At 63.1% G+C, this 15,595-nt stretch carries 11 protein-coding genes; 8 read left to right on the forward strand and 3 right to left on the reverse strand.

Annotation, left to right across the window (positions count from 1 at the left end; translation table 11 throughout):
- Positions 1-4: 4 nt before the first annotated feature.
- A complete protein-coding gene (locus tag U873_RS0113490) occupies positions 5-541 on the reverse strand; it encodes an ATP-dependent zinc protease (protein ID WP_025128756.1) in 537 nt (178 codons plus the stop codon).
- A 270-nt stretch (positions 542-811) separates the two neighbouring features.
- Here U873_RS0113490 and U873_RS0113495 point away from each other — a divergent pair, with 270 nt between their 5' ends.
- The 6 genes from U873_RS0113495 (at position 812) to prpD (ending at position 9,448) form a co-directional block, all read left to right on the forward strand.
- The gene (locus U873_RS0113495) at positions 812-1,534 is read left to right on the forward strand and encodes a GntR family transcriptional regulator (RefSeq protein ID WP_025128757.1); all 723 of its coding nucleotides are present in this window, start codon (positions 812-814) and stop codon (positions 1,532-1,534) included.
- Positions 1,531-2,424, forward strand: coding sequence for a methylisocitrate lyase (gene prpB / locus U873_RS0113500; protein ID WP_025128758.1), 894 nt, complete (start codon positions 1,531-1,533; stop codon positions 2,422-2,424). The genes U873_RS0113495 and prpB overlap by 4 nt, the downstream gene beginning before the upstream one ends.
- Positions 2,425-2,493: 69 nt before the next feature.
- Positions 2,494-3,621 carry a 2-methylcitrate synthase gene (prpC, locus tag U873_RS0113505; RefSeq protein ID WP_025128759.1) on the forward strand — a complete coding sequence of 376 codons (1,128 nt, stop codon included), beginning with the start codon at positions 2,494-2,496 and terminating at the stop codon, positions 3,619-3,621.
- A 201-nt stretch (positions 3,622-3,822) separates the two neighbouring features.
- Complete coding sequence (gene acnD, locus U873_RS0113510) at positions 3,823-6,417, forward strand: Fe/S-dependent 2-methylisocitrate dehydratase AcnD (protein ID WP_025128760.1); 2,595 nt, start codon at positions 3,823-3,825, stop codon at positions 6,415-6,417.
- 61 nt (positions 6,418-6,478) lie between these two features.
- Entirely contained in the window at positions 6,479-7,669 is a 1,191-nt protein-coding gene (gene prpF, locus U873_RS0113515; RefSeq protein WP_025128761.1) for a 2-methylaconitate cis-trans isomerase PrpF, read from the forward strand.
- A gap of 294 nt (positions 7,670-7,963) precedes the next feature.
- Complete coding sequence (gene prpD, locus U873_RS0113520; protein WP_025128762.1) at positions 7,964-9,448, forward strand: 2-methylcitrate dehydratase; 1,485 nt, start codon at positions 7,964-7,966, stop codon at positions 9,446-9,448.
- Between the two features lie 110 nt (positions 9,449-9,558).
- Here the strand turns inward: prpD and U873_RS0113525 are convergent, their stop codons facing one another.
- Positions 9,559-10,539, reverse strand: coding sequence for a DMT family transporter (locus U873_RS0113525; RefSeq protein WP_025128763.1), 981 nt, complete (start codon positions 10,537-10,539; stop codon positions 9,559-9,561).
- A 93-nt stretch (positions 10,540-10,632) separates the two neighbouring features.
- Between U873_RS0113525 and U873_RS0113530 the strand changes: the two genes are divergently transcribed.
- The gene (locus tag U873_RS0113530; protein WP_025128764.1) at positions 10,633-12,057 is read left to right on the forward strand and encodes a PLP-dependent aminotransferase family protein; all 1,425 of its coding nucleotides are present in this window, start codon (positions 10,633-10,635) and stop codon (positions 12,055-12,057) included.
- 160 nt (positions 12,058-12,217) lie between these two features.
- Here U873_RS0113530 and U873_RS0113535 read toward each other — a convergent pair whose 3' ends face one another.
- Complete coding sequence (locus U873_RS0113535) at positions 12,218-13,036, reverse strand: pyruvate, water dikinase regulatory protein (RefSeq protein ID WP_025128765.1); 819 nt, start codon at positions 13,034-13,036, stop codon at positions 12,218-12,220.
- 174 nt (positions 13,037-13,210) lie between these two features.
- On the opposite strand from U873_RS0113535, the gene ppsA reads away from it, so the two are divergent.
- Positions 13,211-15,586, forward strand: a complete 2,376-nt coding sequence (ppsA, locus tag U873_RS0113545) for a phosphoenolpyruvate synthase (protein ID WP_025128766.1) — start codon at positions 13,211-13,213, stop codon at positions 15,584-15,586.
- The last annotated feature ends 9 nt before the right edge of the window (positions 15,587-15,595 follow it).

A 15,595-nucleotide genomic window follows, 5' to 3' on the forward strand; every position in this document is an offset into this window, starting at 1 on the left:
GGAATTACTCTGCGGTATGAGCGTCGGTGGCGCAGGCAGGTTTGCCAGCAGCGTATTTAAGACTGGGGTCGACCAGCGCATCGAAGCGTTTCAGGGCTTCGGAGCCGATCAGGAGCGGGAATTGGAAGGCGCTGCGGTCGGTCAAGTTCACTTCGATGCTGCGCAAGGCGCTGCCCATGCAGACATCCAGGGCGATCACCGGCCGGGCGGTGTAGTTCTTGTCCTCATCGGGGTCATAGTCGCCGGCGCGGCGCTTGATCTTGCTGACCCGGGCCAGGGGCCGTTCGATGGGGTGGGAGTGAGCGGCATCTATGGCCAGGTAGAAACGTACCCAGGATTCGCCATTGCGCTTGAAGCGCTTGATGTCGCGGGCACTCAGGGAGGCGGTCTTGGCACCGGTGTCGAGCTTGGCGGCGACTTCCAGGTCGATGCCCGACAGCCGGGCGTATTCATTCAAGCCGTAGACGGTCTTGCCGGCGGCAGCGCTGATGCCGGGCAGGGCAAGCAGGCAGAGCAGTAGGGGAAGGGCCTTGAGTCTCATAGATCCTGATGCATGACATGGGTTCTTCAGTTCAAGGCGATCGGCATTGCTGCGCAAGCTCCCTCGTATGCGTGCCATAACACTATGGCAGGCCAATGCGGGCGGCATTCTAGCATGCTGGTTTTATGGCGCCAGCGCCGGGGGCGGCCCTTTTGTCTCGTTTTGGTGCAGGAGGTTATTAGACGATTGTCGACAATCTCTATTTTTCCTTTGACTGTTAAGGGGGTGTTGGCTAATTTTTGCGGCATTGATTTTAAAGGTGTCGACAATATGCTGGATCAACTCGAACACCCGATCACCGCTCAGGATGATTCCGAAACCCTGTCTGAAAACGTCTTCCGGCGGATCCAGGCGGCCATCGTCAAGGGCGAGATCGCTCCGGGCAGCAAGATCTCCGAGCCGGAACTGGCCCGCACCTACGGCATCAGTCGCGGCCCGCTGCGCGAGGCCATCCACCGCCTGGAAGGCCAGCGGCTGCTGGTGCGGGTGCCCCATGTCGGGGCTCGGGTGGTCTCCCTCAGTCACGCCGAGCTGATCGAGCTCTACGAAATTCGCGAGTCCCTGGAGGGCATGGCCTGTCGCTTGGCGGCCGAGCGCATGACCACCGAGGAAATCGATGAGCTGCGCCGGGTGCTCGACACCCATGAGCGCGATGCGGCGTTCCAGGCCGGGGTCGGCTACTACCAGCAGGAAGGGGATTTCGACTTCCACTATCGGATCATCCAGGGCGCGGGCAACCGCACCCTTACGCAAATGCTCTGCGGCGAGCTGTATCAACTGGTGCGCATGTACCGCATCCAGTTTTCCGCGACCCCCAATCGCCCGCACCAGGCCTTTGCCGAACACCACCGGATTCTCGATGCCATTGCCGATCGCGACGGCGAACTGGCCGAGTTGTTGATGCGCCGCCATATCGGCGCCTCGAAACGCAACATCGCGCGTCACTACCAGGACAGCGCCCATCAGACAGCCACTCCACGAGGTGAGTCATGAGTTCCAACAACAGCACTCCAGGCCAGCGTTTCCGCGATGCGGTCGCCAGCGAACAGCCGTTGCAAGTGGTCGGCGCGATCAACGCCAACCATGCCCTGCTGGCCAAGCGCGCCGGTTTCAAGGCGATCTACCTGTCCGGCGGCGGGGTCGCCGCCGGCTCCCTCGGCGTGCCTGACCTAGGCATCACCGGCCTCGACGACGTCCTCACCGACGTGCGCCGGATCACCGACGTCTGCGACCTGCCGCTGCTGGTGGACGTGGACACCGGTTTCGGTTCCTCGGCGTTCAACGTGGCGCGCACCGTCAAGTCGATGATCAAGTTCGGCGCTGCGGCGATCCACATCGAAGACCAGGTCGGCGCCAAGCGCTGCGGTCACCGCCCTAACAAGGAAATCGTTTCCCAGCAGGAAATGGTCGACCGCATCAAGGCCGCGGTGGATGCCCGCACCGACGACAGCTTCGTGATCATGGCGCGCACCGACGCCCTGGCGGTGGAAGGCCTGGAATCGGCCCTGGAACGCGCCGCGGCGTGCATCGAGGCCGGCGCCGACATGGTGTTCCCGGAAGCCATCACCGAGCTTGAGATGTACAAGATCTTCGCCGACCGGGTGAAGGCACCGATCCTGGCCAACATCACCGAGTTCGGTGCCACCCCGTTGTACACCACCGAACAGTTGAAATCTGTGGATGTTTCCCTGGTGCTGTACCCGCTGTCGGCGTTCCGTGCCATGAACAAGGCAGCGGAAAACGTCTACACCGCGATCCGTCGCGACGGTACCCAGCAGAACGTGATCGACACCATGCAGACCCGCATGGAACTGTATGAACGCATCGACTACCACAGCTTCGAGCAGAAGCTCGATGCCCTGTTCGCGCAGAAGAAAGGCTGAGTCGCGAACCGCAAGCTGACCGTTGATGAAGTTGCCACATCCCTAACAAATTCAAGATTGGAGAGAGCAATGGCCGAAGCAAAAGTGTTGAGTGGAGCCGGTCTGCGTGGCCAGGTGGCCGGGCAAACCGCGTTGTCCACCGTGGGCCAGGCCGGTGCCGGGTTGACCTATCGCGGCTATGACGTACGCGAACTGGCGGCTGATGCACAGTTCGAGGAAGTCGCCTACCTGCTGCTGTACGGCGAGCTGCCGAACAAGGAGCAACTGGCGGCCTACACCAGCAAACTGAGCAAGCTGCGCGACCTGCCCCAGGCATTGAAGGAAGTGCTGGAGCGCATTCCGGCCCAGGCCCACCCGATGGACGTGATGCGCACCGGTTGCTCGTTCCTCGGCAATATCGAGCCGGAGAAGGATTTTTCCCAGCAGCACGATGTCACCGACCGCCTGCTGGCGGCGTTCCCGGCGATCATGTGCTACTGGTACCGCTTCAGCCATGAAGGCGCGCGCATCAATTGCGTCAGCGACGAAGCCTCCATCGGCGGCCACTTCCTGCACCTGCTGCACGGCAAGAAGCCCAGCGAACTGCACGTCAAGGTGATGAACGTGTCGCTGATCCTCTATGCCGAGCACGAATTCAACGCCTCGACCTTCACTGCCCGGGTCTGCGCCTCGACCCTGTCCGATCTGTACTCCTGCGTCACCGCGGCCATCGGCTCGCTGCGTGGCCCGTTGCACGGCGGCGCCAACGAAGCGGCGATGGAGATGATCGAGCGCTTTGGCTCGGCCGAAGAGGCGATCAAGGGCACCCTCGGCATGCTCGAGCGCAAGGACAAGATCATGGGCTTCGGCCACGCGATCTACAAAGACAGCGACCCGCGCAACGAGGTGATCAAGGGCTGGTCGAAAAAGCTCGCCGATGAAGTGGGCGACAAGGTCCTGTTCCCGGTTTCCGAAGCCATCGACAAGACCATGTGGGAGCAGAAGAAGCTCTTCCCCAACGCCGACTTCTACCACGCTTCGGCTTACCACTTCATGGGCATCCCGACCAAGCTGTTCACGCCGATCTTCGTCTGCTCGCGCCTGACCGGCTGGGCCGCCCACGTGTTCGAGCAGCGTGCCAACAACCGCATCATCCGTCCAAGCGCCGAGTACGTCGGCGTTGAACAGCGCAAGTTCGTGCCAATCGAGCGTCGCTGACCGGGAGGGCGCCGACACTGTTGCTGGATGCACCACACACCTTGTAGGAGCGAGCTTGCTCGCGATCGCGATGGATCAGCCGACAGCGATGTCGGATTTGCTTCCGTCATCGCGAGCAAGCTCGCTCCTACAAGGGACAGATGCCCATTCAGCCCGGTGCCAGGCGCTCCCTTTGAAACTACCGTGACCGAGCCCCAGACCATGAACACTGAATTTCGCAAACCCTTGCCCGGCAGCCAGCTGGACTACTTTGACGCCCGCGCGGCCGTCGACGGGATCCAGCCCGGTGCCTATGACAGCCTGCCGTACACCTCGCGGGTGCTGGCGGAAAACCTGGTGCGTCGCTGCGATCCGGCGACGCTCAAGGCGTCCCTGGGCCAGTTGATCGAGCGCAAGCGCGACCTCGACTTCCCGTGGTTCCCGGCCCGAGTGGTGTGCCACGACATCCTCGGCCAGACCGCCCTGGTGGACCTGGCCGGCCTGCGTGATGCGATTGCCGACCAGGGGGGCGACCCGGCCCTGGTCAACCCGGTGGTGCCGACCCAGTTGATCGTCGACCACTCCCTGGCCGTGGAATGCGGCGGCTTCGACCCGGATGCCTTCACCAAGAACCGGGCCATCGAGGATCGGCGCAACGAAGACCGTTTCCACTTCATCAACTGGACCAAGAAGGCGTTCAAGAACGTCGACGTGATCCCGCCGGGCAACGGCATCATGCACCAGATCAACCTGGAGAAGATGTCCCCGGTGATCCAGGCGCGCGATGGCGTGGCGTTCCCCGATACCTGTGTCGGCACCGACAGCCACACCCCCCACGTGGATGCCCTGGGGGTGATTGCCATTGGCGTTGGCGGCCTGGAGGCCGAGAGCGTGATGCTCGGGCGTGCCTCCTGGATGCGCCTGCCGGAAATTGTCGGCGTCGAGCTGACGGGCAAACTGCAGCCGGGCATCACCGCCACCGACATGGTGCTGGCGCTGACCGAGTTCCTGCGCCAGCAGAAAGTGGTCGGGGCGTACCTGGAGTTCTTCGGCGCAGGTGCCGCAGCGCTGACCCTGGGCGACCGCGCGACCATCTCCAACATGGCCCCGGAATACGGCGCCACCGCGGCGATGTTCTATATCGACCAGCAGACCATCGACTACCTCAAACTTACTGGTCGTGAAGACCAGCAGGTGCAACTGGTCGAGACCTATGCCAGGCAGACCGGCCTGTGGGCCGACAGCCTGCAGCACGCCGAATACGAGCGCGGGCTGCAGTTCGACCTGTCTTCGGTGGTGCGCAACATGGCCGGCCCGAGCAACCCTCACGCCCGGGTCGCCACCCGCGATCTGGCGGCCAAGGGCATCGCCGGACAATGGTCCGAAGTGCCGGGGCAGATGCCTGACGGCGCGGTGATCATCGCCGCCATTACCAGCTGCACCAACACCAGCAACCCGCGCAACGTGATTGCCGCCGGGCTGCTGGCGCGCAACGCCAACAAGCTGGGGCTGACCCGCAAGCCGTGGGTCAAATCGTCCCTGGCGCCAGGCTCCAAGACCGTGGCCATGTACCTGGACGAAGCCGGCCTGACCTCCGAGCTGGAGCAGCTTGGGTTCGGTGTGGTGGCCTTTGCCTGCACCACTTGCAACGGCATGTCCGGGGCGCTGGACCCGGTGATCCAGAAAGAGATCATCGACCGCGACCTGTACGCCACCGCCGTGCTCTCGGGCAACCGCAACTTCGACGGGCGCATCCACCCGTACGCCAAGCAGGCGTTTCTCGCGTCGCCGCCCCTGGTGGTGGCGTATGCGATTGCCGGGACCATCCGTTTCGACATCGAGAAAGACGTGCTGGGCCTGGGCGCCAATGGCGAGGAAATCCGCCTGAAGGACATCTGGCCGAGCGACGAGGAGATCGACGCAGTGGTCAAGGCCTCGGTGAAGCCGGAGCAGTTCCGCAAGGTCTATATCCCGATGTTCGCCATCCACGAAGACACCGGCCCGAAAGTCGAGCCGCTGTACGACTGGCGCGAGATGAGCACCTACATCCGCCGTCCGCCGTACTGGGAAGGTGCCCTGGCCGGTGCCCGCAGCCTTACGGGCATGCGCCCGCTGGCGGTGCTGCCGGACAACATCACCACTGACCACCTGTCGCCGTCCAACGCCATCATGCTCGACAGCGCCGCCGGCGAGTACCTGGCGAAAATGGGCCTGCCGGAGGAGGACTTCAACTCCTATGCCACCCACCGTGGCGACCATTTGACCGCCCAGCGCGCGACCTTCGCCAACCCGAAGCTGTTCAACGAAATGGTCGAGGAAAACGGCAAGGTCAAGCAGGGCTCCCTGGCGCGGGTCGAGCCGGAAGGCCAGGTTACGCGGATGTGGGAAGCCATCGATACCTACATGGAGCGCAAGCAGCCACTGATCATCATCGCGGGCCAGGACTATGGCCAGGGCTCGTCCCGGGACTGGGCAGCCAAGGGCGTGCGCCTGGCGGGTGTCGAGGCGATCGCTGCCGAAGGCTTCGAGCGTATCCACCGCACCAACCTGGTGGGCATGGGCGTGCTGCCCCTGGAGTTCCTGGCGGGCACCACCCGCAAGACCCTGGGCATCGACGGAACCGAGACCTATGACGTGATCGGCAAGCGCACGCCACGGGCGCAGTTGACCCTGGTGATCAACCGCCGCAACGGCGAGCGGCTCGAGGTGCCGGTGACCTGCCGCCTCGACACCGCTGAAGAGGTGTCGATCTACGAGGCGGGCGGCGTGCTGCAACGCTTCGCCCAGGACTTCCTGGAATCGGCAGTGGCCAGTTAAGTGACGTACCGGGGGCGGGCCGCAAGGCGCCGCCCCCGGTCTTTATCAGGACCTGAAATCCATGGCATTTGTAGCGCAAATCAAGATCCCCGCCACCTACATGCGTGGCGGCACCAGCAAGGGTGTGTTCTTCAACCTGCAGGACCTGCCGGAGGCGGCGCAACTGCCGGGTGCGGCCCGTGACGCTTTGCTGCTGCGGGTGATCGGCAGCCCCGATCCCTACGACAAGCAGATCGACGGCATGGGCGGCGCCACCTCCAGCACCAGCAAGATGGTGATCCTGTCCAAGAGCATCAAGGCCGACCACGATGTCGACTACCTGTTTGGCCAGGTCGCCATCGACAAGGCCTTTGTCGACTGGAGCGGCAACTGCGGCAACCTGTCGGCGGCGGTGGGTTCCTTCGCCATCAGCAGCGGCCTGGTGGATGCCGAGCGCATTCCGCACAACGGTGTGGCCGTGGTGCGCATCTGGCAGGCCAATATCGGCAAGAGCATCATCGCCCACGTGCCGATCACCGAGGGTGCAGTCCAGGAGACGGGTGACTTCGAACTGGACGGCGTGACCTTTCCGGCGGCGGAGGTGCAACTGGAGTTTCTTGATCCGGCGGCTGATGAAGAGGGGGCCGGGGGATCGATGTTCCCCACCGGCAACCTGGTGGACGACCTGGAGGTTCCGGGCGTCGGCACCTTCAAGGCGACCCTGATCAATGCCGGGATTCCCACCATCTTCATCAATGCGGCGGACCTCGGCTATCGGGGTACCGAGCTGCAGGGCGAGCTCAATGGCGACCCCAAGGCCCTGGCGATGTTCGAGACCATCCGTGCCCACGGCGCGCTGCGCATGGGGCTGATCGAGCACCTGGACCAGGCTGCCCAGCGCCAGCACACGCCGAAAGTGGCGTTCGTTGCCGCCCCGGCGGATTACCAGGCCTCCAGTGGCAAGGCGGTCAAGGCCGAAGATGTCGACCTGCTGGTGCGCGCCCTGTCCATGGGTAAGCTGCACCACGCGATGATGGGTACCGCAGCGGTGGCCATCGGCACCGCAGCGGCGATTCCCGGAACTCTGGTCAACCTGGCGGCCGGTGGCGGTGAGCGCAGCGCGGTGCGCTTCGGTCATCCATCGGGCACCTTGCGCGTGGGCGCCGAGGCGATCCAGGCCAACGGCGAGTGGCGGGTGGTCAAGGCGATCATGAGCCGCAGTGCGCGAGTGTTGATGGAAGGCTGGGTGCGAGTGCCCGGTGACAGTTTCTAAGGAAGAAAGGCGCTTGCCGTGGCAACCCGGCAAGCGCTGCCGAGGGTGCTTACTGCCGCTCGGCCGGCCGGCGTTCCAGCGCGTAGCGGTCGCCAACCTGCTGCACTCTTGCCGAAGAGCAGCGGGAGTTTCCCTGGGGCGGCTTGGCCACCCAGCGGGAGCGGGCGCCCTCGGCATGCGTGACATTGCTATTGAGTTGCTGAGCAGGCGCAGACCTGCGATGCCGTCATTGACCTGAACCTGTACCTGAGGAATCGACCCCACTTTCAACCCTGTGACTGGAGTGAATCACTCATGAGCGCCAACGTTGACCTGAACAACCGTCCCGATTACGACCAGGTCCTGCAGGACATCGCCGACTATGTCCTGAACTATTGCATCGACTCCCAAGAGGCCCTCGACACCGCCCGCAACTGCCTGATGGATACCCTGGGCTGCGGCCTGCTGGCCTTGCGCTTTCCCGAATGCACCAAGCACCTGGGACCCCTGGTGGAAGGCACCGTGGTGCCCTTCGGCGCCCGGGTGCCCGGCACCAGCTATCGCCTGGACCCGGTCAAGGCGGCCTGGGACATTGGCTGTATCGTGCGTTGGCTGGACTACAACGACACCTGGCTGGCGGCGGAGTGGGGGCATCCTTCGGACAACCTCGGCGGCATCCTGGCCGTGGCCGATCACCTGTCGCAAAAGCGTGTGGCCAATGGCGAGGCGCCCCTGACCATGAGTGATGTGCTCAAGGCCATGATCATGGCCCATGAGATCCAGGGGGTGATCGCCCTGGAAAACTCCTTCAATCGGGTCGGCCTCGATCATGTGCTGCTGGTGAAGGTCGCCTCCACCGCGGTGTGCGCCAAGTTGATGGGGGCCAGTCGCGAGCAACTGCTGGCGGCACTGTCCCAGGCCTTTGTCGACGGGCAGGCACTGCGTACTTATCGCCACGCGCCCAATGCCGGGTCGCGCAAGTCCTGGGCGGCGGGGGATGCGTCCAGTCGTGGAGTGCGCCTGGCGGACATCGCCCTGCGTGGCGAGATGGGCATTCCCGGGGTGCTGAGTGCGCCGCAGTGGGGCTTCTACGATGTTCTGTTCAGCCACACCAACAAAGACCTGGCGCTCAAGCCAGAGGATCAGCGCCAGTTCAGCCTGTCCCAGCCCTATGCCAGCTACGTGATGGAAAACGTGCTGTTCAAGATCAGCTTCCCGGCCGAGTTCCATGCGCAGACCGCCTGCGAGGCGGCGGTGACCCTGCATCCGCTGGTGCGCAACCGCCTGCATGAGATCGAGCGGATCGTCATCACCACCCACGAGTCGGCGATCCGCATCATTTCCAAGGTCGGCCAACTGGCCAACGCCGCCGATCGCGATCACTGCCTGCAATACATGACGGCCGTGCCCCTGGCGTTCGGCACCCTGGTGGCCGAGCACTACGAAGATGATTTCCATGGGGCGCACCCGATCATCGATCAGTTGCGCAGCAAGATGGAGATCGTCGAGGACCCGCGCTACACCCGTGAATACCTGGAGGCCGACAAGCGCTCCATTGCCAACGCGGTACAGGTGTTCTTCAAGGACGGCTCCAGTACCTCGCAGGTGGCGGTGGAATACCCCATCGGCCACCGACGCCGGCGCGCCGAAGGCATCCCGTTGCTGGAGGACAAGTTCAAGGCCAACCTGGCCACGCGCTTCACCGCCCAGCGCTCGGCGCAGATTTTCCAGCTGTGCAAGGATCAGGCGCGGCTTGAGGCAACGCCGGTGCACCGGTTCGTCGACCTGCTGGTGATCTGAGGCTGTCCCCTCCCTTGTAGGAGCGAGCTTGCTCGCGAAGAACGTCAATGATGACGCGGATTCGCTGGATGAACCCGGTGCCCTCAGAAGCATCGCGAGCAAGCTCACTCCTACAGAATCTCTTTGGCGCCGCTCGGGCTTTGCGGGCGGTGTTTTCCGGACAGCCATTTGGCCAAGGGCAACTTGCTGATGGCGAAGCCGCCGAGCAGGGTCGAGGAATACAGCAGCAGGTCCCGGGACAGGCTCTGGCCTTCGTACCAGGCGCCGATGATCACCGCGAACACCGGGAAAATGATGAACACGAAGGACAGGATCACCGGGTTCAGGCGCTTGAGCAGGAAGAAATAAACAATGAACCCTCCCACCGAAGCCGCCAGCCCCAGGTACAGCAGGGCAGCCCAGGAACGCGAACTGATGGCGGACAAGTGCGGATTTTCAATCCCGAGCCCGGCCAAGCACAGCAACAACCCGGCGATGCCGATGGGCAGGGCGTTGTAGGTGATGACGCTGATGGCGCTGCCGTGTTTCTTGGTGACCACGTAGCACAGGGCATGCAGCAGCGCCGCGCCGAGAATCGCCAGCACCCCGGAGAGTTCGTTGTGGTCGCTCAGCAAGCCCTGGCCGCGAATGATCTGGAACAGGCTGGCAAAGCCGATGGCGATGCCGAGCACTTGCGTCAGGTGAATCTTCTCCCGCAGCAGCAGGGCGGAAAAAATCAGGATGAACACCGGCATGCAGCTGAACAGCAGCGCAGTCAGCCCGGAGGAGACGTGCACTTCGCCGTAGTTGAGCAGGGTGTAGGGCAAGCTGAAGTAGCACAGGGTGACGAACACCAGGAACCCCCGGCTGCCCTTGGGAAACATCAGGGGCTCGCGGCGCAGCCAGGCAAAGCAGGCGAACAGCGGGAAGGCGATCAGAAAGCGCAGCCCGGCAGCCGTCAGCGGTGGCACGCTTTCCACGGCAATCTTGATGCCCAGCCAGGTGGTGCCCCAGCTCACGCAGACAATCAGGAACAGCACAGCGGTCACCAGGGACGCGAGCCAGGGTCGGGGGGGCGCTGCAACAAGGGGGGCGACGGTGTGGGTGCTCACGCTGGCATTCCTTTCGTGATCGGCAATTGACCCCTATATTGGGCGAGTCATTTGCAGTGATTGAACCTGTTGACCAAGCTATTGGGGGAATTGATGGCTGTCAAAGTAAGTATTGACATGGTGTCAATGTTGCGCTCGGCCTTGTTGCAAGGCGCTGGCGCCAAGTACCGGCGACTGGCCGAAGCCCTGGGGCAGGCCATCGATCGAGGCACGATTGCGGCGGGTTGCAAGCTGCCACCCCATCGTCTGCTGGCGGATCAGTTGGGGGTGACCATCGGCACCATCAGTCGCTCCTATGCCGAACTGGAACGCCTGGGGCAGGTGGTGGCACGGGTCGGTGACGGTACCTATGTGCGCCAGGACGGTCTGCAGCGTCAGCGTGACAGTGGCTTTCGCAATGTCGGCGACGAGGCGCCGGCGCTGTTCGACATGAGCCGCAACACCCATATCCCCGGGCAGGAGGTGCATTTCATCGCCCAGGCGCTGCACGCACTGGCGCAGGACCCCCGTGGCCTGCAGGCAATCAGTGGCTACAGCGCCGAGGCCGGACAGGAGCGACACCGTGTCGCGGGTGCCCGATGGCTGACCCAGGAGGGGCTGGAGGCCGATCCGGGGCAGGTGATCTGTGTCAATGGAGCCCAGCATGGGTTGCATATCGCCTTGCTGGCGCTGCTCAAGGCCGGGGACACCCTGGCCACTGAGCACCTGACGTATCCGGGCCTGATCAGTACCGCGCGAATGCTCGGGATCAAGCTGCTGGGCTTGCCCATGGATGAGCAGGGGCTGCTGCCCGAAGCGCTGGATCAAGCCTGTCGGCAGCATCCGGTAGCGGCGCTGTACTGCACGCCGACTTTGCAGAACCCCACCACGGCGGTGCAATCGCCTGCCCGGCGGGCAGCGGTCGCCGAGGTCTGTCGTCGGCACAACCTGTTGATCCTTGAGGATGAGACTCACGCCGTGCTGATGGATCGGCGCCCGGCCCCTCTGGCCCATTTCGCCGCGGAACGCACCCTGTTGATCAGCGGCCTGAGCAAGGCCGTGGCCTCGGGCTTGCGGGTTGGCTTCGTGCATGCGCCAGCGCCTTTGGTGGGGCGTTTGGCCGCAGCATTGCGGGCCACCTGCTGGATGGCCACGCCATTGCCCCTGGAACTGACGGCGATGTGGATCGAAAACGGCATTGCCGAGCGCTTGCGTCAGCAGCAGATCGCCGAGATCGGACGGCGCAAGGCGCTGGTCGCAGGCGTGCTGGAGGCGCTGGAATGGCGCAGTCCACAGGGCAGTCCACATTTCTGGATCAAGGTCCCCGAGCCTTGGCGGGCTTCGGAGATCGAGGAGCAGTTGAAGCGCCAGCACTATCTGGTGGCCACTGCCGAAGCCTTTGCCGTTGGGCAGGCGGCGGTACCGCAGTTCATTCGGGCCAGTGTCTGCAACACCACGGCCGATGATCGGAGACTGCTCGAGGGGTTTGCCGCGCTGGCGGCGGCCTTGGGTCAGGAGCGTGGAGTGCCGCGCTGGTAGGTTTTACGGGGAGGCTATGGGCGCGCTCGGAGCAGGCAGGCCGCTGCGGCCCTTGACGCTGTCATCTGTCTGGAAAGCCCGGTTGGCAAGGGCTGCCGCTGCAACCGCAACCGCCCCAGCCAGCGGCCTCGCCACAGGATGCCGTGGCGAGGGGTGGCGGTTATTTGAAACGTCGCTCCACGCCTTTTTCCACAAGGATCTTCGCCGAGATCTCTTCCACCGAGAAATGCGTGGAGTTGATGTGGGGGATGTTCTCGCGGCGGAACAGGTTTTCCACTTCGCGCACTTCGAATTCGCACTGGGCATAGCTCGAATAGCGGCTGTTGGGCTTGCGTTCGTTGCGGATCGCGGTGAGGCGGTCGGGGTCGATGGTCAGGCCGAACAGCTTGTGCTTGTGGGAGCGCAGGGCGCTGGGCAACTGCAGGCGCTCCATGTCTTCTTCGGTCAGCGGGTAGTTGGCCGCGCGGATGCCGAACTGCATGGCCATGTACAGGCAGGTCGGGGTCTTGCCGCAGCGCGAGACCCCCACCAGGATCAGGTCGGCCTTGTCGTAGTAGTGGGTGCGGGCGCCGTCGTCATTGTCCAGGGCGAAGTTCACCGCCTCGATCCGCTCCATGTAGTTGGAGTTGTGGCCAATGGAATGGGACTTGCCGACGGAGTACGAGGAGTGTTCGCTCAGCTCCTGTTCCAGGGGCGCGAGGAAAGTCGAGAAGATATCGATCATGAAACCATTGGAGGTCGCGAGGATCTCACGAATGTCCTGGTTGACGATGGTGTCGAAGATAATCGGGCGATGGCCGTCTTTTTCGGCGGCTATATTGATTTGTTGTACCATGGCCCGCGCTTTTTCCATGCTGTCGATATACGGCCGCGTGAATTTGCTGAAGGTAATGTTCTCGAACTGCGCCAACAGGCTCTGGCCGAGGGTTTCCGCTGTGATGCCGGTACCGTCGGAGATAAAGAAAGCAGATCGTTTCATTTGCGGCTTGGGCCTTAAGCTAGTGACGATTCTTGGATATGATAGGCGCGATTTGTCGGCCGGGAATGGCCTGCATTCTCACTTATTTTCCAGGTCCAGGCCATATAGCGGGCAAACGCTCCAACGAGCAGCCGGCTTCTGAGCTTTTCCAACACAGTTAGTGGAGAGATCACCTTGGTAGAGTACGTAGTTTCCCTCGATAAGCTCGGCAAACACGATGTTGAGCATGTGGGGGGCAAGAACGCATCCCTGGGCGAGATGATCAGCAACCTCGCAGGTGCGGGCGTATCGGTCCCTGGTGGCTTCGCCACGACAGCTCAGGCTTATCGTGATTTTCTTGAGTTGAGTGGTCTGAACGACCAGATCCATGCAGCGCTCGATGCGCTGGATGTCGATGACGTGAACGCCCTGGCCAAGACCGGTGCGCAGATCCGTCAGTGGATCATGGAGGCCGAGTTCCCCGAGCGCCTCAACACCGAGATCCGTACGGCCTTCGCCGCGCTGTCGGCGGGCAATCCCGATATCGCTGTGGCTGTGCGTTCTTCGGCCACCGCCGAAGATTTGCCGGACGCCTCCTTTGCCGGCCAGCAGGAAACCTTCCTCAATATCCGTGGCGTGGACAACGTGATTCGCGCGGCCAAGGAAGTGTTCGCCTCGCTGTTCAACGATCGCGCCATTTCCTACCGCGTGCACCAGGGCTTCGATCACAAGCTGGTGGCCCTGTCCGCCGGTGTGCAGCGCATGGTGCGTTCGGAAACCGGCACCGCCGGCGTGATGTTCACCCTTGATACCGAATCGGGCTTCCGTGACGTGGTCTTCATCACCGGCGCCTACGGCCTGGGTGAAACCGTGGTCCAGGGCGCGGTCAACCCGGACGAGTTCTACGTCCACAAGAACACCCTTGAAGCCGGCCGTCCTGCGATCCTGCGTCGCAACCTGGGCAGCAAGGCGATCAAGATGATCTACGGCGACGAAGCCAAGGCCGGTCGTTCGGTGAAAACCGTCGATGTGGACAAGGCCGATCGCGCGCGCTTCTGCCTGAGCGACGCTGAAGTCAGCGAGCTGGCCAAGCAGGCGATGATCATCGAGAAGCACTACCAGTGCCCGATGGACATCGAATGGGCCAAGGACGGTGACGACGGCAAGCTGTACATCGTCCAGGCTCGTCCGGAAACCGTGAAGAGCCGCACCCAGGCCAATGTCATGGAGCGCTACCTGCTCAAGGAAACTGGCACCGTGCTGGTTGAAGGCCGCGCCATCGGCCAGCGCATCGGCGCCGGCAAGGTACGGATCATCAAGGACGTGTCCGAGATGGACAAGGTCCAGGCCGGCGACGTGCTGGTCTCCGACATGACCGACCCGGACTGGGAACCGGTGATGAAGCGCGCCAGTGCCATCGTCACCAACCGTGGCGGTCGTACCTGCCACGCGGCGATCATTGCTCGTGAGCTGGGGATTCCAGCCGTGGTTGGTTGCGGCAACGCGACCCAGCTGTTGAAAGACGGCCAGGGCGTGACCGTTTCCTGCGCTGAGGGCGACACCGGTTTCATCTTCGAGGGTGAGCTGGGCTTCGACGTCAAGCAGAACTCCGTGGATGCCATGCCGGAGTTGCCGTTCAAGATCATGATGAACGTCGGCAACCCTGATCGTGCCTTCGATTTCGCCCAACTGCCGAGTGCTGGTGTGGGCCTGGCCCGCCTGGAATTCATCATCAACCGCATGATCGGCGTGCACCCCAAGGCGCTGCTGAACTACGCCGGGCTGCCACAAGAGATCAAGGACAGCGTCGACAAGCGTATCGCTGGCTACCACGATCCTGTGGATTTCTATGTCGACAAGCTGGTTGAAGGCATTAGCACCCTGGCTGCGGCGTTCACCCCGAAGAAAGTCATCGTGCGCCTGTCGGACTTCAAGTCCAACGAGTACGCCAACCTGATCGGCGGCAAGCTCTACGAGCCGGAAGAAGAAAACCCGATGCTGGGCTTCCGCGGTGCTTCGCGCTACATCAGCGAGTCGTTCCGTGACTGCTTCGAACTCGAGTGCCGCGCCCTGAAACGCGTGCGCAACGAGATGGGCCTGACTAACGTCGAGATCATGGTGCCGTTCGTGCGTACCCTTGGCGAAGCCAGCCAAGTGGTTGATCTGCTGGCTGAAAACGGCCTGAAGCGGGGCGAGAACGGCCTGCGTGTGATCATGATGTGCGAACTGCCATCCAACGCCATCCTGGCGGAGGAGTTCCTCGAGTACTTCGATGGTTTCTCCATCGGCTCCAACGACCTGACCCAGCTGACCCTGGGCCTGGACCGTGACTCGGGGATCATCGCCCATCTGTTCGACGAGCGTAATCCTGCGGTCAAGAAGCTGCTGGCCAATGCCATCGCCGCCTGCAACAAGGCCGGCAAGTACATCGGCATCTGCGGTCAGGGTCCTTCGGACCACCCGGACCTGGCCAAGTGGCTGATGGAGCAGGGCATTGAAAGCGTTTCGCTGAACCCGGACTCGGTGCTGGAGACCTGGTTCTTCCTGGCTGAAGGTCAGGGCGCGGCGTAAGCGCTGAGC

The sequence above is a fragment of the Pseudomonas sp. PH1b genome, from assembly GCF_000633395.1.
In the GTDB taxonomy this organism is placed as follows: domain Bacteria; phylum Pseudomonadota; class Gammaproteobacteria; order Pseudomonadales; family Pseudomonadaceae; genus Aquipseudomonas.

What these genes read in the sequence shown, in the direction of transcription:
- U873_RS0113490 (WP_025128756.1), bottom strand. Translation starts at nt 541, where the DNA reads ATGAGACTCAAGGCCCTTCCCCTACTGCTCTGCCTGCTTGCCCTGCCC.
- U873_RS0113495 (WP_025128757.1), top strand. Translation starts at nt 812, where the DNA reads ATGCTGGATCAACTCGAACACCCGATCACCGCTCAGGATGATTCCGAA.
- prpB (WP_025128758.1), top strand. Translation starts at nt 1,531, where the DNA reads ATGAGTTCCAACAACAGCACTCCAGGCCAGCGTTTCCGCGATGCGGTC.
- prpC (WP_025128759.1), top strand. Translation starts at nt 2,494, where the DNA reads ATGGCCGAAGCAAAAGTGTTGAGTGGAGCCGGTCTGCGTGGCCAGGTG.
- acnD (WP_025128760.1), top strand. Translation starts at nt 3,823, where the DNA reads ATGAACACTGAATTTCGCAAACCCTTGCCCGGCAGCCAGCTGGACTAC.
- prpF (WP_025128761.1), top strand. Translation starts at nt 6,479, where the DNA reads ATGGCATTTGTAGCGCAAATCAAGATCCCCGCCACCTACATGCGTGGC.
- prpD (WP_025128762.1), top strand. Translation starts at nt 7,964, where the DNA reads ATGAGCGCCAACGTTGACCTGAACAACCGTCCCGATTACGACCAGGTC.
- U873_RS0113530 (WP_025128764.1), top strand. Translation starts at nt 10,633, where the DNA reads ATGGCTGTCAAAGTAAGTATTGACATGGTGTCAATGTTGCGCTCGGCC.
- U873_RS0113535 (WP_025128765.1), bottom strand. Translation starts at nt 13,036, where the DNA reads ATGAAACGATCTGCTTTCTTTATCTCCGACGGTACCGGCATCACAGCG.